The organism is Nocardia vinacea NBRC 16497, assembly GCF_000308835.1.
GTDB lineage: Bacteria > Actinomycetota > Actinomycetes > Mycobacteriales > Mycobacteriaceae > Nocardia > Nocardia vinacea.
The window spans coordinates 44,271-69,350 of the sequence record NZ_BAGN01000424.1 but is presented as its reverse complement, the minus strand read 5'-3'; the positions used below and the strand labels follow the sequence as shown (position 1 = coordinate 69,350).

General features: G+C 64.2%; 25 protein-coding genes. 10 read left to right on the top strand and 15 right to left on the bottom strand.

The annotated features are described in order from the left end of the window. Positions 1-290: 290 nt before the first annotated feature. From ON44_RS43960 to ON44_RS43950, 3 genes are read right to left on the bottom strand one after another with little or no spacing between them, the layout of a single operon-like run. Positions 291-1,871, bottom strand: coding sequence for an FAD-dependent oxidoreductase (locus ON44_RS43960; protein ID WP_040701182.1), 1,581 nt, complete (start codon positions 1,869-1,871; stop codon positions 291-293). Next, positions 1,868-2,764, bottom strand: coding sequence for an alpha/beta fold hydrolase (locus tag ON44_RS43955; protein WP_040701181.1), 897 nt, complete (start codon positions 2,762-2,764; stop codon positions 1,868-1,870). The genes ON44_RS43960 and ON44_RS43955 overlap by 4 nt, the downstream gene beginning before the upstream one ends. Further along, a complete protein-coding gene (locus ON44_RS43950) occupies positions 2,761-3,615 on the bottom strand; it encodes an alpha/beta fold hydrolase (protein WP_051183364.1) in 855 nt (284 codons plus the stop codon). The genes ON44_RS43955 and ON44_RS43950 overlap by 4 nt, the downstream gene beginning before the upstream one ends. Positions 3,616-3,692: 77 nt before the next feature. Between ON44_RS43950 and ON44_RS43945 the strand changes: the two genes are divergently transcribed. The 3 genes from ON44_RS43945 to ON44_RS43935 all read left to right on the top strand — a co-directional run bounded on the left by ON44_RS43945 (position 3,693) and on the right by ON44_RS43935 (position 5,987). Next, on the top strand, positions 3,693-4,436 hold the full coding sequence (locus ON44_RS43945) for a TetR/AcrR family transcriptional regulator C-terminal domain-containing protein (RefSeq protein ID WP_245567562.1): 744 nt from the start codon (positions 3,693-3,695) through the stop codon (positions 4,434-4,436). A gap of 142 nt (positions 4,437-4,578) precedes the next feature. Further along, complete coding sequence (locus ON44_RS51195) at positions 4,579-5,010, top strand: type II toxin-antitoxin system Rv0910 family toxin (RefSeq protein WP_051183362.1); 432 nt, start codon at positions 4,579-4,581, stop codon at positions 5,008-5,010. A 77-nt stretch (positions 5,011-5,087) separates the two neighbouring features. Further along, the gene (locus ON44_RS43935; protein WP_157187633.1) at positions 5,088-5,987 is read left to right on the top strand and encodes an SDR family oxidoreductase; all 900 of its coding nucleotides are present in this window, start codon (positions 5,088-5,090) and stop codon (positions 5,985-5,987) included. A 2-nt stretch (positions 5,988-5,989) separates the two neighbouring features. On the opposite strand, the gene ON44_RS43930 is transcribed toward ON44_RS43935, so the two are convergent. The 11 genes from ON44_RS43930 to ON44_RS43880 form a co-directional block, all read right to left on the bottom strand. Continuing rightward, positions 5,990-6,607: a hypothetical protein gene (locus ON44_RS43930; protein WP_051183361.1), complete on the bottom strand. Its 618-nt coding sequence runs from the start codon at positions 6,605-6,607 to the stop codon at positions 5,990-5,992. A gap of 38 nt (positions 6,608-6,645) precedes the next feature. Beyond that, positions 6,646-7,614, bottom strand: a complete 969-nt coding sequence (locus ON44_RS43925; RefSeq protein WP_051183360.1) for an MlaD family protein — start codon at positions 7,612-7,614, stop codon at positions 6,646-6,648. Then, positions 7,611-8,648 (bottom strand): MlaD family protein, encoded by a 1,038-nt coding sequence (locus tag ON44_RS43920; protein WP_051183359.1) that lies wholly within the window; start codon positions 8,646-8,648, stop codon positions 7,611-7,613. Before ON44_RS43920 ends, ON44_RS43925 begins: the two co-directional genes overlap by 4 nt. A 59-nt stretch (positions 8,649-8,707) precedes the next feature. Then, entirely contained in the window at positions 8,708-9,781 is a 1,074-nt protein-coding gene (locus ON44_RS43915; protein WP_245567561.1) for an MlaD family protein, read from the bottom strand. 29 nt (positions 9,782-9,810) lie between these two features. Beyond that, a complete protein-coding gene (locus ON44_RS43910) occupies positions 9,811-10,854 on the bottom strand; it encodes an MlaD family protein (RefSeq protein WP_040701174.1) in 1,044 nt (347 codons plus the stop codon). Further along, the gene (locus tag ON44_RS43905; protein WP_040701173.1) at positions 10,842-11,849 is read right to left on the bottom strand and encodes an MlaD family protein; all 1,008 of its coding nucleotides are present in this window, start codon (positions 11,847-11,849) and stop codon (positions 10,842-10,844) included. Before ON44_RS43905 ends, ON44_RS43910 begins: the two co-directional genes overlap by 13 nt. Next, the gene (locus tag ON44_RS43900) at positions 11,846-12,934 is read right to left on the bottom strand and encodes an MlaD family protein (protein WP_157187632.1); all 1,089 of its coding nucleotides are present in this window, start codon (positions 12,932-12,934) and stop codon (positions 11,846-11,848) included. Before ON44_RS43900 ends, ON44_RS43905 begins: the two co-directional genes overlap by 4 nt. A 5-nt stretch (positions 12,935-12,939) precedes the next feature. Beyond that, entirely contained in the window at positions 12,940-13,806 is an 867-nt protein-coding gene (locus ON44_RS43895; protein ID WP_040701171.1) for an ABC transporter permease, read from the bottom strand. Then, positions 13,806-14,663 (bottom strand): MlaE family ABC transporter permease, encoded by an 858-nt coding sequence (locus ON44_RS43890; protein ID WP_245567560.1) that lies wholly within the window; start codon positions 14,661-14,663, stop codon positions 13,806-13,808. Before ON44_RS43890 ends, ON44_RS43895 begins: the two co-directional genes overlap by 1 nt. 6 nt (positions 14,664-14,669) lie before the next feature. Continuing rightward, on the bottom strand, positions 14,670-15,371 hold the full coding sequence (locus tag ON44_RS43885) for a TetR/AcrR family transcriptional regulator (protein ID WP_040701169.1): 702 nt from the start codon (positions 15,369-15,371) through the stop codon (positions 14,670-14,672). Positions 15,372-15,581: 210 nt separating this feature from the next. Beyond that, positions 15,582-16,391 (bottom strand): class I SAM-dependent methyltransferase, encoded by an 810-nt coding sequence (locus ON44_RS43880; protein WP_040701219.1) that lies wholly within the window; start codon positions 16,389-16,391, stop codon positions 15,582-15,584. Between the two features lie 94 nt (positions 16,392-16,485). Here ON44_RS43880 and ON44_RS43875 point away from each other — a divergent pair, with 94 nt between their 5' ends. Then, positions 16,486-17,058, top strand: a complete 573-nt coding sequence (locus ON44_RS43875; RefSeq protein ID WP_040701167.1) for a TetR/AcrR family transcriptional regulator — start codon at positions 16,486-16,488, stop codon at positions 17,056-17,058. A gap of 78 nt (positions 17,059-17,136) precedes the next feature. Here ON44_RS43875 and ON44_RS43870 read toward each other — a convergent pair whose 3' ends face one another. After that, positions 17,137-17,805, bottom strand: a complete 669-nt coding sequence (locus ON44_RS43870) for a TetR/AcrR family transcriptional regulator (protein WP_040701166.1) — start codon at positions 17,803-17,805, stop codon at positions 17,137-17,139. A gap of 372 nt (positions 17,806-18,177) precedes the next feature. Here ON44_RS43870 and ON44_RS43865 point away from each other — a divergent pair, with 372 nt between their 5' ends. From ON44_RS43865 to ON44_RS43840, 6 genes are all read left to right on the top strand, one after another. Next, on the top strand, positions 18,178-18,660 hold the full coding sequence (locus ON44_RS43865; RefSeq protein ID WP_040701164.1) for a flavin reductase family protein: 483 nt from the start codon (positions 18,178-18,180) through the stop codon (positions 18,658-18,660). A 50-nt stretch (positions 18,661-18,710) separates the two neighbouring features. Next, positions 18,711-19,562 carry a fumarylacetoacetate hydrolase family protein gene (locus ON44_RS43860; RefSeq protein WP_040701163.1) on the top strand — a complete coding sequence of 284 codons (852 nt, stop codon included), beginning with the start codon at positions 18,711-18,713 and terminating at the stop codon, positions 19,560-19,562. A gap of 42 nt (positions 19,563-19,604) precedes the next feature. Next, complete coding sequence (locus tag ON44_RS43855) at positions 19,605-20,801, top strand: acyl-CoA dehydrogenase family protein (protein WP_040701161.1); 1,197 nt, start codon at positions 19,605-19,607, stop codon at positions 20,799-20,801. Positions 20,802-20,971: 170 nt separating this feature from the next. Continuing rightward, entirely contained in the window at positions 20,972-21,568 is a 597-nt protein-coding gene (locus ON44_RS43850; protein WP_040701159.1) for a TetR/AcrR family transcriptional regulator, read from the top strand. 146 nt (positions 21,569-21,714) lie between these two features. Further along, positions 21,715-23,226, top strand: a complete 1,512-nt coding sequence (locus ON44_RS43845) for an MFS transporter (RefSeq protein WP_040701157.1) — start codon at positions 21,715-21,717, stop codon at positions 23,224-23,226. 95 nt (positions 23,227-23,321) lie between these two features. Continuing rightward, complete coding sequence (locus ON44_RS43840; RefSeq protein WP_245567559.1) at positions 23,322-24,686, top strand: glycoside hydrolase family 27 protein; 1,365 nt, start codon at positions 23,322-23,324, stop codon at positions 24,684-24,686. Positions 24,687-25,080 lie beyond the last annotated feature (394 nt).

Here is a 25,080-nt window from a genome sequence, read left to right as displayed (position 1 = left end):
ATTGGCACGGCATAACGGGATAGCTCTGGTCCACTCGATCATCGACCGCGACGGCCCGAGCCCAGCCCCCTTCGATGGCCTCCCGCGCGAACGTCACAGCCGCCTCGTAGGAGGCAACGAAATGCAATGGTGAACCGATACCGAAATCGACCATCAGATGCCACATCGCATTTCCAAACTGGTAGAACGCCCTCAGCGGCGCTGACGGCAGCCTGATCTTCTTCGAGCATTCGGTGTACGGAGCTCGTCGGGTCGCGACGCAGCCGTTCCACGCAGGACGTTGTCGAGATTCACCCTTTTCCCCCGACATTGGGTACGGCGGGGGCATCGACGGCTGGGGTCATCGCGGTGGCGTGTGCCAGGGTTGCCCGAGCCATGTCGGTGGTGGCGATGGAGGCGATGTAGCCGTCGGGGCGGATCAACAGGAGTGCGGAGTCGGCCACGCCGTAGATCTGAGCGAAGGAATCGGTGATGTCGACGAGCACGACATCGGCGTCCACCTGCTCACCGCCATTGATGGCGACCTTTTTCAGTCCCGCGCCCGCCGACGGCCACGTCAATGCGGCCAGTTCCTCGGCGGCCGCGGGACCATAGCCGATTGCGGTGAAATGCGGTCCGGAAAAGAGGTCGAACAGGCGCTGCGCTCCCCCGGCCGCGTTCAGCAGTTTCGCGTCCGGTGCGCGGTCGCCGACTCGCAGCGTTCCGGTTTGTTCGGCATCGGCCGTGACCAGCGGGCCGCCGCGGTAGTGCAGGCCGAGCTGGCGTTCGTCGTCGCCGCGTTTGATCGACGACGGGTCGAGTTTGGCCAGGCCCTCGTACTTCTTGGTCGCCAACCCCAAAACCCCGGCCGCGATCGGCTGCCGCTCGGCCTCGTAGGTGTCGAGCAGACTGTCCGGCGCACCCGCGAGCACCTGGCCCAGCTTCCAGCCCAGGTTGTAAGCATCCTGCAAACCGGTATTGAGTCCTTGCGCGCCCGCGGGGGGATGGACATGAGCGGCGTCACCGGCGATGAATACCCGCCCTGCCCGGTACCGTTCCGCCAGGCGAATGTTGGGGCGGAATACCGATGTCCAGCCGATGCGCGACAAGCGCAGGCGGTCGTCGCCGGTCTGTTTGCGGATGCGCGCGTTCAGGCTGTCCTCGTCGAGAGCGGGTTCCTCACCCGGTTGCAGACGGATCATCACCTGAAAGACATCGGAGTGCGGCAGCGGGCACGCACCGACGAACCGGCCGCCCGGACGCGGCCACACGTGCCAGCGATCCCGGGAAAGACCGTCCACCACGGCGTCGACGATGATCATCCGATCCGATTCGTCCGTCGAGCCCTCGAAGCCGATGTCCGCTGTTTTGCGGACCGTGCTCGCCCCACCATCCGCGCCGACGAGGTAGCGAGCGCCGATCTCTTCGACACCGTCGCCACCGGCGACCGTCGCCACGACCGCATCCCGGTGTTGCTCGAATCCGACCAATTCACGTTTCGATTCGACCGACACGCCCAGCCGTCGCAGTCCGGCGCGCAGCGCGGCATCCGTGCGGAACTGGGGAATCAACCACGTATTCGGGTGCGGCACATCGGATGTCAGCTCGTTGCGGGAGACCATATGCCACGGAATCGTCAGCGGACCCGCATGAATGCCCAGCAGAGGATACTCCCCTCCGCCTGCGCGGATGTCCTCGAGGACGCCCAGATCCTCGAGCACTTCCAGGCTGCGCGGCTGGATTCCCTTGGCGCGTGAACCGTCGAACGACTTCGCGGCTTTGTCGATGATCCGCACCGCCAGTCCGCGGCGGGTCAGATCGATCGCCAAGGCGGTGCCGGTCGGCCCGCCGCCGACGACCAGGACGTCGGTCAGTTCGGTCTTGGTCTTCATCGTGACGACTCTTTCCTGGCAGCTTCGGCAAACGCGGTGAACAGCAGACTCATCCGGGCGGGCTCCTCGTAGGGGACCATGTGCCCGCACGGCGAGATAATGTGCGACTCCACGGGCGCCAAGAACTGGCGCACCTCGTCGAAGCTCGTGATCGGGGTGACTTGATCTTCGTCGCCCCACAGCAACAACTTCGGGAACGGAAGTGTCCCGGTTCGCCGGTAGAGGTCCTGACGACCGCCCAGCGGGAAGGAGGCGATCGTTGCGGCCAAGGCGTAGACCGAGCCTTCGAACTGATAACACTCCCGCACCATCGCCGTGAGCGCCGCGGACTGCTGCGGATCCCGGACATTGTGGGACAGGTGCCGGTCGAGCATTTTGCTACCCAGCTTCTTTGCCAGAAAGGTTCCCAACATCTCCTGGCGCAGCAAGGGGACGAAGGCGGGCGCGGACTGCAGCCCGGCGGGGCCGGCCAAGGTAAAGGTGGCGATCCGGTCGGTGTGCTGTTGAGCGAAAGCCATCGACACCAACGCACCCATTGAAGCTCCGACGAGGTGGAAGGGTTCGGCCAGATCCAGACGCTGGGTCAGATCAGCGATTTGCCGCACGAACAGGGCCTCATCGTAGGTCGCCCGTACGCGATCGGAATAGCCGCGTCCGTACGGACTGTAGGCAACGGTGCGGAATCCGCGCGAATGCAGCTCACCGGCGAGTTGATCCCAGTAGAACAGCGGGGTGGTCAGGCTACCCGCGAACACGACGACCTCTCCGCCCTCGGGCCCGGCCATCTCGTAATGCGTTATCCCGTCGCCGCATTCGATGAAGTCACCGCGCAACTCGGCACGTGTGGCCTGGTCCAGGTGGCGGGTTTCGCCGGGCACCACGAAGTACTTCATGACTTTCCCTTCTTCGGCGAGTTCGCCTCGGCGGTCAAGAAGTTCAGCACCGCGCTGGCCACCCATTCCGGATCTTCGTCGGGGAGCAGGTGGCCGCCGGACGAGTGAACTCGTTCGAGGCTGCCCGGGATATCGCGCGTGAAATGCTGTCCGTCGACGGACGCGCTGCGCAGCACCAGCGTCGGCGCTGCGATGGCGGGAATCTCGGCGGTGCGGTCGATCTGGTCGGTGTTGGCGAAGTCGATGAACGCCTCTTGGTTGCCGGGCCGGGTCAGCATCGCGTGCACCCGGTCGACCATCGCGTCGTCCACCACCGAAGGGCGCGACCCGACCGCCGAGCGCAGATTGCGTTCGGTGGCCGAGCGAGACGCCAAATTCCGCATCAACACCCGACCGATCGGGTTACGCGCCAGGCGCAGCGCCAACGGCAACGACTTGCCCGGGTAACCGGTGGCATTGATCAACACCAGCCGATCCACCCGCTGCGGATGATCCAGCGCGAAGTTCCAGGCGATATTGCCACCGAGGGAATTGCCGACCACCGACGCCATGGAGACCCCGATGGCGTCCAAGAACGCGGCAACCGTCTCGGCGTATGTCTGTATCCGGTAGTCCCGGTCGGCGCGCGGACCCGTGAGCCCGAAGCCGGGCAGGTCCGGGCGAATCACATCGAACGACGACGACAACGCCGCGGCCACCTCGTCGAAGCAGTGCAGCGAGGAGCCGCTGCCGTGCAGAAGCAACACCGCAGGCCCCGTCCCGGCCCGCTTGTAATGGAGGTTACGGCCCTCGACGATCGCGAAGCGCGAATCAGGATCGATGTAATCATCGGCGGCTGCTCGTCTACTCATAATGGTTACAGTGTTGCCGGTACATGACCCCAGGTCAAGTGATAATGGCAACAATGTGACCACTATATAATGATCACGTGTCCAGACCGTCGATGCGCAACAATGCGAGTGTGACCACCGCCGATTCAGACGCCGCCGAGACCCCGGCACGCCGCTCCCCCGGCCGCCCACGGGTCCCCTTCGACCGGATCGTGACGACCGCGCTGCGCATTGTCGACGAGGAAGGTGCCGACGCGCTGTCGATGCGCACACTTGCCCAACGCCTCGAAACGGGCACCGCCGTGCTCTACCGAGCAGTCGCCAACCGCGCCGAACTCATCGCCCACGTGGTCGACTCGGTCCTCGGCCAGATCGAAATCGACGACAACGCGCCCGATGACGATTGGCAGCGCGCATGCATCACCGCCGCAGAGGTCATCTTCGCGGTCCTGCACCGTCACCGCGGGATCGCGCCCCTGCTCATCGAGCAGGTGCCGATCGGACCCAATTCGCTCATATTGCGCGAGCGAGTCCTGGCCCTACTGCTCGCCAACGGCTTCCCCCCGAAGTCCGCGGCACTCGTCTACGCCACCATTGCCCGCTATGCCATCGGCTTCGCCGCCCAGCTCCAAGGCCACGACACCGAAGCCAACATCGACCCCACCCCACTCACCGCGCTCTACCGCCAACTCGATCCAGCGCGATTCCCCGCCACGATCGCCGTCGCCGATTGCCTGCCGAGGCAAACCCTGGAAAACGAATTCCGCTTCGGCCTGCAACTGCTCGTCGCAGGCCTCGTGCCGCTGCACGACGCGGCGGCCGACGGGGTGGACCCCACCTGATTCGTTCGGATGCCGCTGCTTCGGTCCATCTTGGCGCCCGGAATTAATTCGGATACGCTGTATCCGAATTAGATACGCGGACTCCGCGCGGCGACAGCCGTCGTGCGCGAGATCGCGAGTGTGCCGAGAACAGGAGAATCGCGTGCGTACCGTGCAAACCAGCGCCAGCTACAAGGCCAGTCCCGACGAGGTCTGGAAGGTCGTCGGCGATCCGTCGCGCTGGGGCGATTGGCTTGTGATTCACAAGTCGTGGAAGAGCGCCGTCCCAGCCCAGCTCGCCAGTGGAGACACCGCTACCGCAAGCGCGAGCGTGATGAACATGCCGGTCACCATCGACTGGACTTTCGAGAATGTCGACGCGCCGCGCTCGATCGCCATGGGCGGAACCACAAGGGCGGGCGTCAAACTGGCACTCGCCATCAGCCTGCGAAGCGAGGCCGAGACCACCACGGTCGAGTTAACAGCCAGTATCGACGGCGGGATGATCGACGGTCCCATGGGCGGGGTCTTCAAGAACTCGCTCGTCGGCGCCCTGGACAAATCGCTGAAGAAGGCTCAGGGGCTCGTCGCCTGATATCTGTCAACCGCACCGCGCGCCGTTTATGGCCCGCGGTTCGGGACAGATTCGGTCATACCGGAAAGGTGGTTCGATTGAACGAGCCAAGCCAAACCATTGCCGCGATCGGATGTTCGGGCCAAGTGGCCGAAGTCTTCGTACGCGGCCTGCTGGCCCAAGGAGTCTCGGTCCGTCTCCTCGCCCGCGACGCCGATACGCTTGCGCGTCGCTATCCCGAAGCGACGATCGTCGCTGGCAGCATGATGAACGCGGACGATGTCGCGCGGGCAGCCGACGGCGCGGATGCGGCATTCTTCTTGACACCGATCGCGCGGCAGAATGACCCGTCAACGGAGTTCGAGGCCGCGAACGCTGTGATCGCCGGCGCCAAGGCGGCCAAGCTGAAGCACCTGATCTACACCTCCGCGCTCGGAGCAGGCCGAAACACCGGAGTCGGTGTTCTCGACGCCAAGTTCGAGGTCGAACGCTTGTTGGCGTCGAGTGGCATCGGCTACAGCGTGCTGCGATGCGGATCATATATGGAAGATGTTTTCGACCCGCGACTGGATTTGCTCAACAAGGGCAGGTTCTTGTTGCCTATCGACAAGTCGCGCCACATCAGCTATGTGAGTCAAAAAGACGTGGCCCCGTTCGTCGTGCAAGAGTTGGTCTGCAAGGATCGTGTGGTGAATGGGGATATCGACTTCGTCGCACCACGAAGTTACGCCGTCCACGAGGTCGAGCAATTGCTGACGACAGCGGCGGGCCGCACGGTCAAAGCGTCGCCGCGGTTCCCCACCTATTACCTTTTTCTGGCCGCTCTTCCTTATTTCCGCTGGCGTGGACACCGACTCTCATCGATCATTCCCCTGGTTCGTTATTGGGACAGCCATGGCTCCGTCGCATCGGAGAATACTGTCGGAGCCTATGCGCCGTCGTTCCATATGACGACCCTGGAAGAGCATCTCACCAGTCTCTTCCAGCAGCAAAAATAGGCTCATTTCAGCGGTAGAGCGCCGTCCATACCGCCGACATCGGTAATCTTCCATCCCGCACCCGAATCGACGGTGACGTTATACGTCACCGTCGTTTGGCCTCCGTCGGGAGTCTGGGCGTTGGTGGAGTTGACATTCAGGAAGACGTTCACCTTGTATACGCCGCCGGTCTCCGAGGTGACCACGGCACTGACCGGTGTTGCGGTCGAGGACCATTTCAACGGCACCAAGATTTCCTGCAGTTTCGGTGCGGTGGCATCGAATTTATTCGCCAACTGAGGGCTGGTATTCGCCTTGAGCTTAGCGATCCACGCGTTGTAGTCCTGAAAGTTGATGGTGGAGGCGCCGACCGCGTAATCCGTGGCGACTTGCTCGGCACGGCGGTCGGCCGCGGCGGTGGCGTCACGGTCGCTGAGCTGACCGCGAGCCGAAAGCCACAGCGCGGCGAATACGCCCGTTGCCGCCACCAGAGCGATAATCGCGGCTCCGAGTGCGATGGCGGACAGTCGTATCGACACCGTCCCCGATGCGCGCCCGGTCGCTACGGAGTTGTCCTCAGCCCGTGCCGGTCGGTCAGTTGTCGTTTCTTCGTCGATTCGTTCGTTGGTATCGATGGTCATGTGTGCTCCTGGGGTGTTGTTTTCGATCTGTTCGCCGGTTATTTGACGTTGATCTGCAAACGCAAGGCGCCGTCCCCGGTTTCGGCGAGTGCTTGCGAAATCAGCGCACTGAGGTCGACGCGACTCAGCTGCCCGGCGGCATGCGTGGTCAATGGAGTGAGCACCGGCACCAGCTTCGCCATGTCGGGACCCATCTGCTCGAGGTAGTCGGTGAATTCGGCGGAGAACGGGATGAGGCCGGTGTCTTGGACATACATGTCCGGCATCCGCCCGATCCGGACGAGTCTCTCGATGGATTGCGCAAGGTTGTCCGCCGATGTTCCGACCTGGTTCCAGCCCGGTGCGGCAGCGCTCATCGCCGGGCCGGTCCAATCCATATCCGCGCCCAACGCCTGCAGGTCGATGAGCATGCTGTGTATGGCATCGGTGCGGGACAGCAGGGTGGCGGCGAGCAGGCTGGTGGATCGAGCCAGCTGCGGCACGATCACTTCGGTGCCCGCCAGTCCTCGGGTGAAGGTATCGACGAGGTCACCGATCGCCTGCGGGTCCAGCTGTTCCATCAGATGGGTCACCTGCCGGGCCACCTCGGGTATCGAGGTCGGCGTCCGGATGGCCCGAGTGTCGATGTGCTGTCCGTCGCGCAGATACGGGGCGGCCGCGTCCTTTACGGGTGTGAATTGGACCTGTGGTTCGCCGAGCGCGGAGAGGTTTTCGATGCTGACCGTGCTTGCCACCGGGATGTGGTAATCCTCGCGTACTCGCATGCTGACCTGGACGCCGCCGTCGCCGTTGCGCACGGACACGACCTTCCCCACGCGAACCCCGGACAGCAATACCGGTGATTCCGGACCGAGGCTGCCCGAATTGGTCAGTGTCATCGTCAGTTTGGAATAGCTGGTAAACCAGTCGACGCCGACTACGTCGAATGTGAGGTAGGCAAGAGCGAGCAGTGCTACCGCAGCGATGCTGCTCAATGACAGTGCGGGACCGAGGATTCGTGATTTCAACGCACTGCTCCGATCATGCGCAAGGTATCGATGATCCGACTGGTTTGTTCCTGCGCGGGGACTCCATTTCCGGTGTCGACACCGGTGATGTCCACTTTGGGCCCGTGCTCGACGAACGGGATGATCTGGTCTCGAAGCAGTGACACGAGTCGGTTGAGGTTCGATGGCGCGTTCAGGTCCAGTGGCCGATCGGTGAACAACAATGGCACAAAAGCTTTCGCCGCGGCGTCGCCCGCCGTCACCAGCGGCGTCATCCAGGTCAGGGCGTGGGCGATGTCGCCCATCGCACCGGACAGCCCGAGCACGAGGATCAGGGATTTCAGCGCCGAGGTGACATGTGTGGCACCCTGCTCATTCAGCAGTCCGCTCAGTGCTCGATCGCGGTCGAGCGCCATGGCCACATTGGCTTCCATACCGTCGAGGAAGTTGTCGACCTCGCCGAGATGCCGTGCGACATCGGTGAAGTCCGCGCCGATCACCTGCGCGATATGCGCGCTGTCGGCAGGCTGTTCGGGCAATACCGCATTCATGCGATTCACCAGGTCCTGGAACTGCTGCACCGCACCGCCCTGAACGAATGTCGCCAGCCCGGCCATGACGTCTTCCACCTGTACGGCTGGTTTCGTCTGTGTGATCGGGATGGTGCCGCCGTCGGCGATGGTTTTGTCGAATCCGTTCGGCGGTGTGGTCAACTCGATGAAAACATCACCCAACAGGGTGTTCTGCCGCAGTTGAGCGGTGGTGGCGGTGGGCAGTTTCACCGCGCGATCGATATCGATATCCGCGATCACATGGCCTGCGGCGGTGGCCGCGGGATCCACTACGCGCACTTTCGCGAGGTCACCGACCTGTACGCCGTTGGCCATCACCTTCGCCCGCCCCGGCAGGTTGAGCGCGTTGGCGAACTCGACATGCACCCGGTAACCGTCGCCACGGCCCATGCCCGGGACCGTAATGGCCGACGGATCGAGTGCGCAGCCTCCCAGCGTGCATCCCGTCACCGCGAACGCGAGCAGCTTTGTCGTGAGTTTCATTGCACCCCAGTGCCTTCCGCGGTTGCAGAGCGAAGTTTTCGACAGCGGCAACCCGGTCCTCATTTCGTTCCCGCGATGGCCAGTACCAGCGAAACCAGATCGACATCGGCCAAACCGTGCTCGGCGCTGCGACACCGGCCGGGAACAGCGACGTTGATCGCCGCACACAGCTGATCGGCATCCGGTTGGGCGAGAGCCACTTTGGGGGCGGCGTAGGCGAGTGCGACCTGTCCGGTGCCGGGATCGACCGACCTTCGGAAGGCGTCGGTCAGCGTCGGAATCATGTCGACCAACTGCTCGAGTGTGCCGACATTCGCGCCGACCCAGCGGACCAGCGGCACGCTGGCCCGCACGAGGTTCAGCAGCGGCCTCCCGAATTTCGTGGTGATGTCGTTGAACCAGGGCAGCAGTACCCGCAGCGCGTCGATGATCCCGACGAACGGAGCGATGACCTCGTTGTTGGCTTGGTCCAACATGCCGGCCAGGCGGGTGAGCATATGTTCGAGATCGCCCCAGTTGTTCTTCATCGCTGCGGCGAGTGTGTTGATCGCATCGATCAGTTCGCCGATGCGTCCGATCGCGGCGTCCGGTGATTTCAGTGCGTCACCGAGCGTGAACAGCAACTCGTTGAGTGCGGGGCCGGTGCCCGACACGGCGGTATCCAGGGCCGAAACACCGCCGCTGACCGTGCCCTGTCGGGCCGGGTCGTCCGGAGCGCTCATCTCGGTCGCGAGTTTCGACAGGGCGTCCAGCGTCTGGGTCATGCTCTTCGGAGTGAGTGCGCGGGTGATGCATCGACCGGAGTCCCACTTCGGCGCGGGTTCAGGTGCCGACAGCATCGCGAGGTTACGGTCGGCGACCAGGGTGTCGGACAGGGTCACCGCTGAAACGTCGCCGCGCAGTGGGTGATCGGATTCGACTCGGAAGTCGACCCGCACCCCGTCACCGGACGGTTCGATCCGGGTCACCGAGCCGACCGGAATGCCGAGCATGGTGACGTGGCTGCCCAGGTAGAGCCCCGCCGCGTCCGGCATCATCGCGCAGTACGAGCGCATCGGCTTATCGGCGCCGGTCAGCACGACGTACCCGGCGGCCGCGAGCACGACGATGACCAGGACGGCCGAAACCGACATGAATCCGCGGGAAGCAAGAAATCGGCGCATCAGCAAGACCTCCCCGGCACCGGAATGCACAGTGCGGGCGCGGGCACAGTTGTCGCGGATCGGTCTATGGCGGGACCATTCGGTCCACCGGCGATCTGCTGCAGCTGCTGCCCCAGGTGCTCGACGGTGGCCACGACTTGGTCGAGTCGGCCGGTGAGCCTCTCCAGCTCGGGGACCACCTCGGCGAGTTTGTCGAGCATGGGTTTCAGCGAGCTGTCGTAAGCCGGTTCGGCCGCCGCGAGGCGCGACAGCATCCGTTCGAGCAGATCCAATGATGCGTATAGCTCGGCCCGCTTGCCGACGAGAATGTCGGTAGTGAGGTTGAGTTCGCGATTGAGTCGACCGTACAGCGCGGTGTTGCCGCTGATCGCAGACAAATACTCCTGCGAAACGGCCAGTGCCCGTGAGACGTCCGCATTCTGTCTGTCGAGGATATCGACGACGGAATCCACCGCACGTCCCAGCTGTCGCAGGCCGTCCGGGCTCCGGACGAGTGCCGTCTGCAGCTCGCCGAGATTCTGCCGCAGGGTTTCACCATCGACATCGCGGATCGGGGTCACCGCGTCCTGGAATGCCTGACCGAGCGTGTATGGCAGGCGCACCCGATCTTTCGCAATCACTTTCTGGCGCAATGGTTTCGAACCCGCTGATGTCAATGCCACATAGTGGCCGCCCGCGATGGTGAGCATGCGGATGTCGAGGGTGGACTGATCGCCGACGAATACATCGGAATCAACCGTGAAGGTCATGTGCACCCGATCGTCGTGCAGTTCCAGCGATTTGACCGTTCCGACGGTGATGCCCGCCATGCGTATGTCCTCACCGGCGCGGATGGCTCCAGCCTCGGTCATATCGGCGCCGTATTCCGCCCGGCCCGGTGGCATCGCGTACAGGACGCCACAGGCAGCCAGTACCAGCACCACCGCGGCCGCGCCGATCAGGCCCAGCCGCAGCTCGCGGCGGCGCACCGATCGGTCGTCGGCGACAGGGCGATCGCCGGCGAGGCGAATCCGTTTGCGGAGTCCTGAAATCAACGGTTGCATAGCTCGATCCTCTGACCGCCGATGAATACCCGCAGCTGCGCTGGCACCGGCGCATTTCCTTTCGAACAGGTCCCGTTCATTTCGGGTCCGGCCGCAGGCAACATCGCATCGAGCGCCTGCAGGAGTCCGGGGAGTTTGCCCAATACTTCGGTCGCCGCCTGCGGATCGGGAAACGCGGCGTGCAGGGCATTTTCGAGGTCGGGATTGGTGTCGGGGGTGAATCCGAGGGTCGCGAGCATATCGTCGATGGGGCCGAGCACCGGCGGTGCGGCAAGGGCGAAGTCGACAAGACCTTTCAGTTTGTCCTCCAGCACGGTGAACAGGTCGGTCAGCCCCTGGATCAGAGTTTCCAGATACGGCGACTTACCGCCGACCCGGTCGTCGATGGCATGCAGGTTGCGCACCAGCGTGGAGATCACGACCTGCCGATCGACGGCATAGCGGCTCAGCTGTTCCACCGCGTCCAGCGCCGGTCCCAGGCCGGTGCCGTTGCCCTGGATCAACGCGAGGACGCTTTCGGCGAGTTGGTTGAGGGCACTGGGCGAAAATTCCCGAAGTACCGGTTGCAGCCCATTGAACAGGGTGGTGATGTCGAAGGACGGGATCGTGTGCTCGGGCGCGACGGTCGCGCCTGCCGCCAGTCTCTCCCCCGGCGCGGCGGGTTGACGTAGGTCGATATACCGCTGGCCGGTCAGCGTCTGGTAGCGGATCGCGAAGGTGCTCGTCTCGAACACCGGGTGGTCGCGTTGCACGCTCACACCTACCGAGGCTCGTCCCTGATCCAACGCGATGGTCAGTACCTTGCCGACTTGCACGCCGTACATCCGCACATCGTCGCCGGCCTTCAAACCATTGGCGTCGGTGAAAATTACGCGGAACGAGTCGGTGTTCCCGGAGACCGGCCGCTGGATCGCCGCCACCACCGTGGCCAACAGCACCGCCATCACTGCCGCGAAAGCCACGAGCCGCAAAACGACGCCGACAGTCGATTTCATCGTGTACCTCCCGGAATCGCGGCGGGATCGCCCGGTGCAGGCGTCGCGACGACTCCCTTGCCCACTGCGCCGAGCAGTGGGGCGGCCAGCACCGGAAACCCACGCAAGGTGAGCTCGAGTCGCAGAACCGGGCCCTCGGGGGTGGCGACGAACGAATTATCGATGCGTTCCAAAAGGGTTCGCAGTTCCGCACTCGACCGCTGTGGGGTGGGCACCATCTGGGCTGTGACGTTCAGCAACGGTGTCAGCATGTCGCTGTAGCCGGTGTAGTGCCGCTGCCCGGTGTAACCCAGGTTCGTGATCGCGGGGAACAGCTTGTTGGCGATCATATCGACTCCGGAGTCGAATAGCGGCTGGTCGGTGCGCAGGACTTCGATGTTGTTGATGTGGTCGAGCAGATCGACAGTGGCACCGGCGAATTCAGCCGTTCCATGCAGTGTGGAGGCGTACTGCCCGATCAGAAAGGACGGATCGTAGCGCTGGGTTTCGGCGACCGCACGGCTCAGCATCACGACGGCTTCCAAGATCGGGGTGAAGGCCTTGGCATCGGTGGCCAGAGCGGTCAGCACATCGGCCAGTTGTGGCGTCAGTACCCGGTCGGTGGTTTGCCCCAGCGACCGGATCAGTGTGCCCATCGTGGCATTCGAGACCCGAGACGCCGACGCGCCGGTGAGATCGACATTCCCGCCCTCGTGTAACGGGACACCGCCCTGGCCGCGGCGCAACTCGACCTCGCTGATGCCGAACAGGTTCGACGGCGCATAGTCGAGGACGAGTGCATCGGTGAGTCCGGTGAGCTGGGACTTATCCAACCGCAGCGTAATCTGCTGCTGCCCCGCCCCGGCACTTTCGATGCCGGTGACTTCGCCGATATTCACCCCGTCCAGCCGCACTCGCGCTCCGGTGACAATGCCGTCGCCGATCTGCTCGGTGCGCAGCGTTACCCGCATTCGATCATCCGCGCGCACCGCCTGAGCCCCGGCCCAGACCGCGGCCACGACCGCGACAACGGCGAGGGCGATCACGCCCGTCCGCCGTGCGGACTTCCCGGTGGTGGCCGCCCCTGGCAACCCATACGTTGGCATTCTCGCTACCCCGTGAATGTGATCGTCGCGCTGAAACCCCAGATGACCAGGCTCAACAGCATGTCCAAAGTGATGATCGCGACGAAACTGGCTCGCACCGCACGTCCGGAGGCGATACCGACGCCTTCCGGTCCACCGGTCGCGAAAAACCCCTGATAGCAATGGATCAGGATCACCGCGATTCCGAAAACCATCACCTTCAGCACGGCAGCGGCAATATCGGGACCACTGACGAATTGGCTGAAATAGTGCTGGTAGACCCCCGATGCCTGGCCGTGGACGCCGACGACGACCAATGCACAGGACAGATAGCTGAGGATCAGTGTGATCAGAAAGGTGGGCACGATCGCGACCACGCCGGCAATCACCCGGGTGGTCACCACGAACGGAATCGACCGCAGACCGAGACATTCGATCGCGTCGATCTCCTCGGAGATGCGCATCGACCCGATCTCCGCGGTCATCCGGCACCCGGCCTGCGCCGCGAATCCGATACCCGCGATGATCGGCGCCAGCTCCCGAGTGCTCGCGAACGACGAGACGATCCCGGTCAGCGGGCCGAGCCCGATCATATTCAACGTGCCGTACGACTGGATACCCACAGCCGCGCCGAGCACCATACCCAGCACGATCAGCATCGGCACCGTGCCGCCGCCGACGATCAGCGAGCCTCTCCCCCACGTCGTTTCGCTGATGGCGCGAATGGTTTGGGTCCGATAGTGCTTGAGCGTCAACGGGATCGCCGACAGCACCTGCCAGCAGAACGACAACATGAACCCGATCGAGTCGATCGGTAGCAGCAGCCGTTGCCGCCGACGGATCACCCGATACGCCCAGCGCAGTCCTTTCGGCGCGTACGGCGTCGCGGTCATCAGGCCATCCTCGTCGGTACGAACATCTGAACCAATTGACTGACAACGAGATTGACGACAAGCACCGACACCACCGACAGCACCACCGAGGCATTCACGCCATCGGCCACGCCGCGGGGCCCGCCCCTGGCCTCCAGCCCCCGCTGGCAGCCGATGACCGCCACGATGAACCCGAAAAGGATCGCCTCCAGCAGCGAGATCCCCACATCGGTGACCGTGGTGAAGGAACCGAAAGTCGCCCAATAGCTGCCCGAGGTCACGCCCTGCGCGCTGATCGCGACGATGTAACCCGCGGCCACACCGGTGAAGATGATCAGCACGTTCAACAGCGGTGCGACCAGCACCATCGCGGCAATGCGCGGAATCACCAGGCGGCGGACCGGACTCACGCCCATGACCCGCAGCGCGTCCACTTCCTCGCGGATCGTGCGTGCGCCCAGGTCAGCGGCGATCGCCGCGGCGCCGGCACCGCCGAGTAGCAGTCCCGTCGCGATCGGGGCGCCCTGCTTGATGACTCCGAGCCCGCTCGCCGCCCCCAGCAGCGAGTCACCGCCCAATTCTCGGATCATGTTGCCGATCTGTACCGAGACGATCACACCGAACGGAACCGCCATCAGGATCGCGGGCAATGCCGTGACCGTGACCATGTACCACGCTTGATGCAGCATCTCTCGCCACTGGAATCGGCCACGCACCAGATCCAACAGCCCCTCCCGGACGGACTCGATCGCGAGATCGACCGTCCGTCCCCAGGTGCGTAAGCCTGATACGACGGTATCGGAGAAATTTGCTCGTACGATCCGCAGCGCGGATGAATCTTTGCGCTGTTCGATCGACACGTTGGGTGCCAGAGTCAAAACAATCTATCTTTCGCTCGGGATGCTCTCGCATACCGGATGGCCCAGGGTGAAGAGCACCTGCTGGGCGAGGGTCTCGATCCACTCGGCTGTCATAGCGGCCGGATCACGCCGCGAAGTTCGCAGGATCGCCAGAACGACCCCGCATGTCAGATCCAGAGCGGCTCCCACATCGTGGACGTGGAAGCACCCCGCCGATAGCCCGGCTCGAATGCCGGACGCTAGGCGTGAGCGGATGTCGGGGTTGTCGAGAATTCGGTATCGCGTCGCGAGGACAATCGCGGCGGTGTCGGGATCGGCGACGCCGAGCGCACCGAGTGCCCGCACCTGAGCCCGGACGAGCTCGACCGGCTCATCAATGCCCGCGGCAGCGTTGTCCAGGATCCGGGCAAGGTCCTCGACCACCTCGGCGATAACCAGGGCGAGCAATTCATCTTTGCCACGGAAGTGGTTGTAGAAGGATCCGGCCGCGACACCGGCGTGACGTGCCAGATCGGCGATACCGAGCCGCTCGGCCCGGCCGCTACCCAATGCCTGACGGCCTGCTTGGATCAGCGCGGCGCGTGTGCGCAGCGCGCCTCGCGCCCGGGCGTTCACCGCGTCGGCATCCTGCGACTCCAGCACCCCCTCGGGGCTGCCGTGGACACGCTGGTCACGAAGAGCGGATTCCGGATCGATCTGATCCTCGACAGTAGCTCGTCCACTCATAATGGATACAGTGTGACCGCTATCACGACAGACGTCAACAGGTTTCAGTAACATTGTTGCCGTTATTTTGCCGAGACTATTCGGCTACGCGGTATCCGAATTAACTACCAGGTAGAACACTATCTGCACATGAATTCAGCGCGGGGCCGCCCCGCTCGGCCGCATCGCGGGGCCGCCCCTCGATGGCGCGCACGGCCTCGCGGCAGTGGGTTACTGATCCGGCGTGACGTCCGGGCGCGAAAACAAAACGGTTGTCGACGGCGGCCCGAACCGCGTCAGAGCGGGGAAGAACTCGATGCGCATCCGTGGGTCGGCGGCCCGACCGAGTGTCGTCAATGCCGAGTGGCTGTAGGCACGCAACATGCTGATGAACGCGTCGTGCAGCAGCGGGCGCACCGACGGGAGGAGAGCAGCGACCCACAGAGGGAGCGTCAGAATCAGAGCCAGCGCAAGTTTCCTCGGCGACGGCCGATCGAGGTCGATGACCAGGAATCGCTTTCCCACCCGAGTGGCTTCGGCGATCGCCTTATAGGCCACAACCGGCGGCAAGTGATGAAACGCCCTAGCGAAAACGACAAGGTCGTAGCTGTCGTCGGGGGCATCTATCGCGGTCGCATCGACTACTTGCGTGCGCACCCGCGGGTGTGCGCCCAATTCGCCGGCGGCGATGTTGGCGACCGAGGTGGGGTCCAGGTCGCTCACGGTGACGGCGGCCCGTGGGTGGTATTCGACGATCTTGGCGGAAAGCATCCCGTGGCCGGCGCCGATCTCGAGTATGCGCGGCGCGGGTATATGCGAGACCACCCGCAGCGCCGCACGCGCACTCTTCTCATGCGCCTTTTCCAGTGTTCCCACGCGGTCCAGGCTCTTGATGACCTTCTGTTTGAGCTCGTCCGGAATGTCGTAGCGGTCGGTGTACTCCAATACATCGGTCTGCATCCGCCGATCCAGCCAGGACGCATTCGGCCCACCTCGCGGCATAGCGGCGATCGCCGACTCGACTTCACTCGCACCCGTCATGGCCATCCTCCTGGAAAGCGACTCGACACAGCTGATGCGACCAGGCTAACAAACGAACTAGTTCTTCTGACTGTTCTCAGCCTATGCTCAGCCGATGCGAAACACGTCCGAATTGCGCGAGGCGATCATGACCGCCGCCAGGGATGAGTTCGCGCGGTACGGTCTGGCCGGTGCGCGTATCGATCGCATCGCGCACGCCGCCCACGCCAGCAAGGAACGCCTGTACGCCCACTTCGGCGACAAGGCCGCGTTGTTCCGGGAAGTGGCGGCCCGAGACGGCGCCGAGTTCTTCCAGATAGTCACTCTCGAGCCCAACGAGGTCCCCGAATTCGTCGGTAAGCTCTACGATCTCGCCCGTCAGCGACCCGACTTCCTGCGCATGATCACTTGGGCGCACTTGGAAGGGTTGACTCTCGACGAACCTCAGGCTGCCGGAAAACCGATCCCCGCACAGACCCTTGCCGCGATCGAGCAAGCCCAACAGCGAAACCTCGTCGATCCGGTGTGGGACCCGCTCGAGCTGCTCGTCATGCTCTTCGGCATCGGACTTTCCTGGGCACAATGGCCCGACCCGACCGCGCTCACCGACAACCCGGCGGTGAGCGCGCACCGCCGAGCAAGCGCGGTAGAAGCCGCCGCACGGGTCATTCGGCCGCGAACCGGGTAACCCATTTCGACGGCGCAGCTCACCCCGCCACTCCGGAGTCACCCACAACGAGCTATCCGCGAAAATCCTTGCTGGACTTCAGGATCCATAGAATTCGTCGAGCAACGGCCGAAGCGCAGACTCCACGTCGAGAGTGGGGTCCAGTGCGGCGGCCGAACGCAGCGCCGCAACAGTCAGTTCCATCAGGCATTCGACCACCGCGTCGACGTCGAACGGCTCATGGTTCTGCAGCCAATAGACGGCAGCCTCGTCGATCGCGCCGACAATCGACCGGATCATCATGCGTAAGGCCTGATTCTGCGGGTCGAGCCCCAGCAGCGAGATCCAAGCCTCGATGGTCTGCCACCGGCCTGCCTCGAGCACCTCCCAGGCCTCGGGATCAGCGCCCCGACCACCCAGCACCAAGCGCAATGCAAGCCCCCGATGTGCGGCCAAGAACCTGAACTGCGCGGTGAACGCGCTGCGAATCTGCTCGACCGGCGATATTTCGGGACGCAGCACATGGGCCTGCAAGATGCGATTCGACGTGTCCCGTATCGCCTCCAAATAAAGGCCACGCTTGGTGCCGAAGTAGTGGAACACCAGCCCATGGGCGGCATCGGCGGCCCGGCAGATGTCAGCCACGGCCACCTCGTCATAACTGCGCTCGGCGAACAACTCGACCGCGGCATCGACGAGGCGCTGCCGGGTTTCGGCGGCCTGCGCGGCGCGCGAGGTCAGTCGGCTCTTATCGGTCGTGCTAGTCATTGCGCCCTCCATCACCGAACACCTCTCCGCCCGATACTGCCGGGTGACCTGGGAAAAAACAAGTTGATTTCAAGTCGTTGACAGCAAATCAATGAAATTGTTACGCTACCGCCAGATCACTCGATGTGACGCGACTCACCCATCCGCCGCAGCAGCAGAGCCGGTACATCGCACCGGTGCCGTGCGTTGTTCAGGGCGGATCGCAACAAGGAGGCGAACATGGATGCCGGGAAGAAACTGGCCCGAATCGGCAGGCAAACCACTCGCCTCCCCAACACCACGGGCCCGTCATCCGAAGGAACTCGGCTCCCGAGGTTCCCGCGGAGTTATTGGCTGAGCAACAGCTTCGGGACCGAAGCCACGCCGTCAGCGTTGACTACGCCCAGCGGCCCGGATCAATTGCGGCTGGCGTTCGGCTGTTTCCCCAGTGGCGTCATCGCAGTCTGCGCAATGCGCAACCAACAACCCGCGGGCATGGTGGTCAGCTCGTTCACCTCGGTGTCGCTGGACCCAGCGCTGGTGTCGATCTGCATCATGAACAGCTCCCAGACCTGGGCGTCGCTGCGCGATGCGCCGAGGCTCGGGCTCAGCATCCTCGGTGACGAGCAGGAGCCGATGTGCCGGCAATTGGCGTCGCGCTCCCCGGATCGGTTCGCGGACGTGGAATACGAGTGCACCGCCGAGGGCGCCGTGCTGCTATCCGGCGCGACAGCCTGGCTGGACTGCGCCCTGCACGACGAGTTCCGCGCAGGCGATCACACGATCGTCGTACTCGCCATCCGCGGCCTCCACGCACATCCCACCGCACGCCCCCTCGTTTTCCACGGCTCACGGTATCGCCGTCTCATCACCTGAAAGACATCGAATTCAGCAGTACCACAACATCTTTCATCCAAGGAGCGACAATGAAGATCGGTAACCTCGGTGATCGCCTGGTCATCGTGACGGCAGCCGGAGCCGTCGACGTCGAGCGCGCCAGCGGTGGCCGCTTCACCGCCGAGCCGCAGGCGGTCTACGAGCGTTGGACCGCGTTCCGGGAGTGGGCCCACAGCGCCGATCTGTCCGCCGCCGAGCCGTTGGACCCCGGGCTCCTGCGACCTCCGGTGCCACGCCCACCCCAGATCTTCGCCATCGGGCTGAACTACCGGCAGCACGCCGCCGAGTCCGGTCTCGACCTGCCGAGCGACCCGCTCGTGTTCACCAAGTTCGCGAGCTGCCTGACCGGTGCCCACAGCAGCATTCCCGTACCGACCGACGGAACCGCCGACTGGGAGATCGAGCTGGCGGTCGTGATCGGTGTCGGTGCCCGCAACGTCTCGGCCGACCGCGCCTGGGAGCATGTCGCCGGGGTCGCGGTGGCCCAGGACATCTCCGAGCGCTCCGTCCAATTTCGAGGTCCCGCACCGCAATTCAGCCTCGGCAAATCTCTTCCCGGCTACGGCCCGATCGGCCCCTGGTTGGTCACCCCCGACGAGCTGCCCGATCCCGACGACCTGCACATGACCTGCACGCTCAACGGAGAGGAAGTGCAGAAGACAAGTACCAAAGACATGATCTTCCCAGTGCCGCAGCTGATCTCACGGTTGTCGGCCTTGCTCCCGCTGCTGCCCGGTGACCTGCTGTTCACCGGCACACCCGCCGGCATCGGCAGCGCGATGAATCCGCCGCGCTTCCTGGAGCCCGGCCAGACCCTGATCAGCCGGATCGACGGTGTCGGCGAACTGCGAAACCCCATTGTTGCCGCCGATCCGGCGTGATCCTGCCGAATTTTAGACCCCCACAGTGATTTTGGAGTACGCATGACCACCGTAGAGAATGACCGGACCGAGACCATCGAGGATGTGCTGGCGCGTATCAAGGAGTTGACGCCGCTGATCCGGAAAAATGCGGCCGACGGCGATTCGGCCCGCCGCGTGTCCGAGGAGACGATCGCCGCGCTGAAGGAAGCCGGCGCGTTTCGAATCCTGGCACCGCGTCGCGCGGGCGGCCTCGAGACCAGCTCGCGCGCGTTGCTGGACGTAACCTCGGCGATCGCCGAAGCCGACGGCGGCGCGGCATGGATTGTCATGATTTCGAACACCAATGCCTGGATAGCCGCCCTCAAAGGGGGCAACGCCTTCGAGGAGATGTACGCCGCGAGCCCCGACCTGATCGTCGCCGGTGTGCTGGCGCCTTCCGGCACAGTCCGCAAGGTCGCCGGGGGCTACCGGGTCAACGGCCGCTGGCCCTACGCTTCGGCCAGCTTGCACGCCGACTGGGCTACCAACGGGGCACTCCTGGTCGACGACGACGGTCAGGTGCTCGACCAAGTCGGGATCGCGATGCCCCGCGCGGACTTCCAGGTCGAGGACACCTGGTACGTCGCGGGGATGCGCGCGACGGGCAGCAACACGATCGTCGCCGAAGACGTGTTCGTTCCCGACACTCACGTTTCGTCCCTTCTTCCGATCATGACGGGCGAGTACATCTCCGAACATCCCGATGCGCCCCTCTACCGCTCGGCCATGACCTCCTTCATGAACGTCGCGGTCCTGGGACCGCAACTGGGTCTCGGCCGTGCAGCCCTGGAGCTGGTCCGCACCAAAGCCGCGGAGAAGGCGCTGGCGTACACCACGATCACCCGGCAAGCCGACTCCGTCGCCTTCCAGATGCTGGTCGCCGAGGCCGCGATGAAGATCGAAACCGCCCACCTGCACGCCTACCGTGCTGCCGATGACATCCAGGCGCACGCGGACGCCGGAGTGTTCCCGGAGCTCATCGCCCGCGCCCGGATTCGCGGTGATGTCGCGATCACCTTGCGCAGTATCAACGAGGCGCTGAACATCCTGCTCGATGCACACGGCGCCGCATCGTTCGCCGAAGTCAATGCCATGCAGCGGATTTGGCGCGATTCCAACGTTGCCGCGCGGCACGCGGTGACCCTGCCGCACGTCTCGATGGAAACGTACGGCAAGGCCCTGCTCGGCGTCCCTGAGCACATCACACCGCTTATCTGAGCAGCAGGTCGATCCAACGGTCGTATAGGTAATCCCGCCGAGGGCGTGCAGGCCACGCCCTCGGCAGCGGTGACGCTCCGCCGAATGCCGCTCGGACGAGGCGCACGTCCCCCGAGCGAAGCGGACCACTATAGTAAGTACTGAACCGTACTTCCCAGGGAGGATCCGCCTTGACCGAGAACGCGCGCATTCGGCGGCCTCGCATGACGCCTGCTCGCGAGTACGAGTTGCTGACCGCGGCGCTGGATCTGCTTCGCGAGGTTGGCTACGAGGCGCTGTCGATGGATACCCTTGCGGCGCGGGCACATTGCAGCAAGGCGACGCTGTATCGGATGTGGCCGAACAAACCACAGCTGATCGCCGCGGCCCTGCGCGCCACCGGGCCGACCGACGCAAAAGATATCGATACCGGAAGCCTGCGGGGCGACCTCGTGGCCATGGCCGAACGGTTCGTGCCGCGGGCACAGCCGGACACCGCACTGATCGCGGCCCTCAATCACGCGGTATTGACTCATCCCGATTTGGCAGCCACGCTCCGAACCGTCCTGCTCGAACCCGACACCGCCGATCTCGCCCGCTTCATCGACCGAGCGGTAGAACGCGGAGAATTGCCCACCCGGCCCCCCGCCGCAGAGTTGCTGTCCCCCTTCTTCTTCGGCATCTTCGTCACGCGACCGGTCTTCGACGGTTCCTTCGCCGACACCGATTACCTCATCCGGTTCATTGACGACATCGCGCTACCCGCGTTGCACTACGGCTCTCATTGACCACATCCGGTTCACCTCGGTAGGGACCGTCTCGGAGCCGCAGCGGTGAGACGCACCCCACACTTCAAATAGTACGGTTGCGTTTCTCCCACACCTCTGCCAATCTTCTTATAGAACAACTTCGTACTATACGAGAGGCACGGCCAATGCCGGAGCACACGACTATCACGCTGTCCAAAAACGGCCCGAGCTTTCCCGAAGGTTCATCCCGAAGCCCTAGCGGCACGCGGTGGTTGCTACTCATCGTCATCGCTCTCGCCCAGCTGATGGTGGTCCTCGACGCGACCATCGTGAACATCGCGCTGCCATCGGCGCAGCACGACCTCGGTTTCACCGACGGTCAGCGCCAGTGGGTGGTCACCGCATATGCCCTCGCGTTCGGCAGCTTGCTGCTGCTCGGCGGCCGCATCGCCGACCTGTTCGGCCGCAAAGCCACATTTCTCGTCGGCCTGATCGGCTTCGCCGTCGCATCCGCGGTCGGTGGTGCCGCACCCAGTTTCGAAATACTGGTCGCGGCCCGGGCCGGACAGGGCCTCTTCGCTGCACTGCTGGCTCCGGCCGCGTTGTCGCTGCTGACGACCATCTTCAGTGAGGGGAAGGAACGGGCGACCGCTTTCAGCGTGTACGGCGCGGTGTCGGGTGCGGGTAGCGCGATCGGGCTGCTGCTCGGCGGTGTGCTCACCGAGACATTGACCTGGCGGTGGACGCTGTTCGTCAACCTGGCCTTCGCGCTCGTGGCCGCCGTCGGCGCGGTCGTGATGCTCCCGCGTACCCGCCGCGACCGCACCGCACGGCTCGACTTGCCAGGCATCGCATTGGTGTCGACAGGTTTGTTCAGTCTCGTCTACGGCTGTACCAACGCGCAGACCGACGGCTGGGCGGACGTGTCGGCCTGGGGATTGCTGGTGGCCAGCGCCGTCCTTTTGGCAGGCTTCGTGTGGTGGCAGACCAAGACCGACCACCCCGTCCTGCCGTTGCGAATCGTGACCGACCGCACCCGCGCCGCCTCGCTGGCCGCGATCTTCATCAGCGGCGCGGGGATGTTCGGCATCTTCCTGTACTTCACCTACTACCTGCAACTCAATCTCGGCTACACACCGATCCGTACCGGCCTGGCGTTCATGCCGATGGTCGTGGGTCTGATGATCGCCGCCATGGTGGCCAACAATGTTCTGATCCCCCGGATCACCCCCAAACTCGTCGTGCCACCCGGTATGGCGATCGTCGCGATCGCACTCGTGTGGATGACCACCTTCGACGTGAGCAGCGCGTTCCTCACCCACGTGCTGCCCGCACTGTTCGTCGCCGGTTTCGGTCTGGGCTTGATCGTGGCGCCGGCCATGAGCGCCGCCACCCTCGGAGTCGTGGCCGCCGACTCCGGTGCCGCGTCCGCGACCGTGAATGCCGCACAGCAGGTGGGCGGCTCGATCGGAACCGCGTTCCTCACCACCATGTCGACCAGCGCAGCCACCGACTACCTGGCAACCCACGGCCCCGTCGATCCCGGTGTGCTCACCAACGCTCAGCTCACCAGCTACGCCACCGCCTACTGGTGGTCTGCCGCCATCCTCGTCGCCGGCATGGTCGTCACCGCTCTGCTGTACCGCCGCGGTGTTCTCGAACAAAGCGATTCGGAGACGCCGACGGTCCACATGTGACCCACGACCCGAGAGGAGACAGTCATGGTCAGCAGTACCGCGGGCATCTACCAGCGGGTTTCCATTGAAGTATCGGAGCGGTGATGCGGCGGCGAATGACTTTCGCAGCATTTGTTGCAGCTACGGTCCTGGCCGGGGCGGCGGCACCGGCGCTCGCGTCCCCGGCCGAGCCCGACGCCGTCCCCACGCCGACGATGGGCTGGAATAGCTGGAATTCCGGAATTCCATTGAACGAGAACACGATCCGGGAAACTGTCGATGCCATGATCGCCTCCGGTATGCGCGATGCCGGCTACCGGTATGTCAATCTCGATGCCGGCTGGGCGGCACCCCAGCGAGATTCGCACGGCGACCTACAGGGCGATCCGGACAAGTTCCCGCGCGGCATGGCCGCACTCGCCGACTACATCCACGACCGCGGTATGTCCCTGGGTTTGTACTCCAGTCCCTACAACCAGACCTGCGGGCAGACACTCGCCACAGCCGGCCTCGGCCATGAGGACCAGGACGCGCGCCAATTCGCCACATGGGGTGTGGATTACCTCAAGTACGACTGGTGCCGCGCCGACGCCGACCACAACGAACAGGTCAGGGTATTCACCGCGATGCGAGACGCGTTGCGCGCCACCGGCCGCACGGTGGTCTACAGCATCAACCCCAACAGCTCCGACGACACCGACGCAGGCACCACCTACGACTGGTCACAGATCGCCGATCTGACGCGTAGCACCGGCGACCTGATCCCATTGTGGCGCAATGATCTACCGGCAACGAAGATCGGCGACTTCGACACCCGCGGATTCGTCGGCGTCATGGATGAATTCGCGACGACAATCGCGCACGGAAGTCAGACGGGTCGCGATCCGGACATGCTGGTCGTCGGGATCACCATGGCCGAGTTCTTGGGCGCGCACACCGACGGCATGCCCGCCATGGCGGCGAAACAGGGTGCGTTGTCCGCCGAGGACGCCGCACGTCTCGGTACCGGTTTCCGCATCTCCCCGCAGTTGCTCGACCTGCTCCGCCGACAGGACAGTCTGACCATCGCCGAACAACGCGCCCACTTCACGCTGTGGGCCATGCTCGGCGCACCACTGATCGCCGGCAACGACGTGCGGACCATGTCCGCCGAAACCCGCGACATCCTCACCAATCGCGAGGTCATAGCCATCGACCAGGACCCGACGGACGCGCAGGGTGCCGCCTTGCCGGATGACCATCGCATCATCGTCAAACCACTCGGCGACGGCTCCGTCGGGGTGGCACTGTTCAACGACACCGATAGTCCCGCCACCATCGAAACCACCACCGCGGCAACGGGACTCGCACCGTCAGAGCGATACCGGGTCCGCGATCCATGGGCACACACGACCACAACGACAACGGGCCCGATCACCGCCCACGACATCCCGCCACACGGGGTCGTCTTGGTGCGGGTAGGACCCGAGAGTTCGAGCTGAACACCGTGGTTCTGCCCGAAACACTCTGCGACGCTTGGACTCCGGTCTCGGTGATGGTGTCTTCCGGGTCAGGCGTCGGGCAGGCGCCCGGGCGCGCAACCCCGCGACGACAATATCGGCGATGAATTCCGCGTGGGCGCGGACCGAGGCCGGATCGAGTCGGTCCAGCGGATTCAATTTCTCGGCGAACAGCGTGCGGCCGAACGACGAAGTGTTGGCCGTGCGCGACCAGGAAGTGCAGGCTGCGGACGTCGGCCGCGGTGAGCACACCCGGTCGGCCAGCACATTGGACGACCGCATGTCCAGCACGACCCAAGTGCCGCCGATCGATATTGCATCAGAGTCCAAATCGACGGCTTCGATTTGGCGCGCGATCCAAGCGCGGGGCCAGCCG

What these genes read in the sequence shown, in the direction of transcription:
- ON44_RS43860 (WP_040701163.1), top strand. Translation starts at nt 18,711, where the DNA reads ATGAAGATCGGTAACCTCGGTGATCGCCTGGTCATCGTGACGGCAGCC.
- ON44_RS43915 (WP_245567561.1), bottom strand. Translation starts at nt 9,781, where the DNA reads ATGTCGGTTTCGGCCGTCCTGGTCATCGTCGTGCTCGCGGCCGCCGGG.
- ON44_RS43900 (WP_157187632.1), bottom strand. Translation starts at nt 12,934, where the DNA reads ATGCCAACGTATGGGTTGCCAGGGGCGGCCACCACCGGGAAGTCCGCA.
- ON44_RS43845 (WP_040701157.1), top strand. Translation starts at nt 21,715, where the DNA reads ATGCCGGAGCACACGACTATCACGCTGTCCAAAAACGGCCCGAGCTTT.
- ON44_RS43910 (WP_040701174.1), bottom strand. Translation starts at nt 10,854, where the DNA reads ATGCAACCGTTGATTTCAGGACTCCGCAAACGGATTCGCCTCGCCGGC.
- ON44_RS43905 (WP_040701173.1), bottom strand. Translation starts at nt 11,849, where the DNA reads ATGAAATCGACTGTCGGCGTCGTTTTGCGGCTCGTGGCTTTCGCGGCA.
- ON44_RS43930 (WP_051183361.1), bottom strand. Translation starts at nt 6,607, where the DNA reads ATGACCATCGATACCAACGAACGAATCGACGAAGAAACGACAACTGAC.
- ON44_RS43895 (WP_040701171.1), bottom strand. Translation starts at nt 13,806, where the DNA reads ATGACCGCGACGCCGTACGCGCCGAAAGGACTGCGCTGGGCGTATCGG.
- ON44_RS43950 (WP_051183364.1), bottom strand. Translation starts at nt 3,615, where the DNA reads ATGAGTAGACGAGCAGCCGCCGATGATTACATCGATCCTGATTCGCGC.
- ON44_RS43880 (WP_040701219.1), bottom strand. Translation starts at nt 16,391, where the DNA reads ATGACGGGTGCGAGTGAAGTCGAGTCGGCGATCGCCGCTATGCCGCGA.
- ON44_RS43960 (WP_040701182.1), bottom strand. Translation starts at nt 1,871, where the DNA reads ATGAAGACCAAGACCGAACTGACCGACGTCCTGGTCGTCGGCGGCGGG.
- ON44_RS43920 (WP_051183359.1), bottom strand. Translation starts at nt 8,648, where the DNA reads ATGAAACTCACGACAAAGCTGCTCGCGTTCGCGGTGACGGGATGCACG.
- ON44_RS43870 (WP_040701166.1), bottom strand. Translation starts at nt 17,805, where the DNA reads ATGACTAGCACGACCGATAAGAGCCGACTGACCTCGCGCGCCGCGCAG.
- ON44_RS43840 (WP_245567559.1), top strand. Translation starts at nt 23,322, where the DNA reads ATGACTTTCGCAGCATTTGTTGCAGCTACGGTCCTGGCCGGGGCGGCG.
- ON44_RS43885 (WP_040701169.1), bottom strand. Translation starts at nt 15,371, where the DNA reads ATGAGTGGACGAGCTACTGTCGAGGATCAGATCGATCCGGAATCCGCT.
- ON44_RS43855 (WP_040701161.1), top strand. Translation starts at nt 19,605, where the DNA reads ATGACCACCGTAGAGAATGACCGGACCGAGACCATCGAGGATGTGCTG.
- ON44_RS43955 (WP_040701181.1), bottom strand. Translation starts at nt 2,764, where the DNA reads ATGAAGTACTTCGTGGTGCCCGGCGAAACCCGCCACCTGGACCAGGCC.
- ON44_RS43875 (WP_040701167.1), top strand. Translation starts at nt 16,486, where the DNA reads ATGCGAAACACGTCCGAATTGCGCGAGGCGATCATGACCGCCGCCAGG.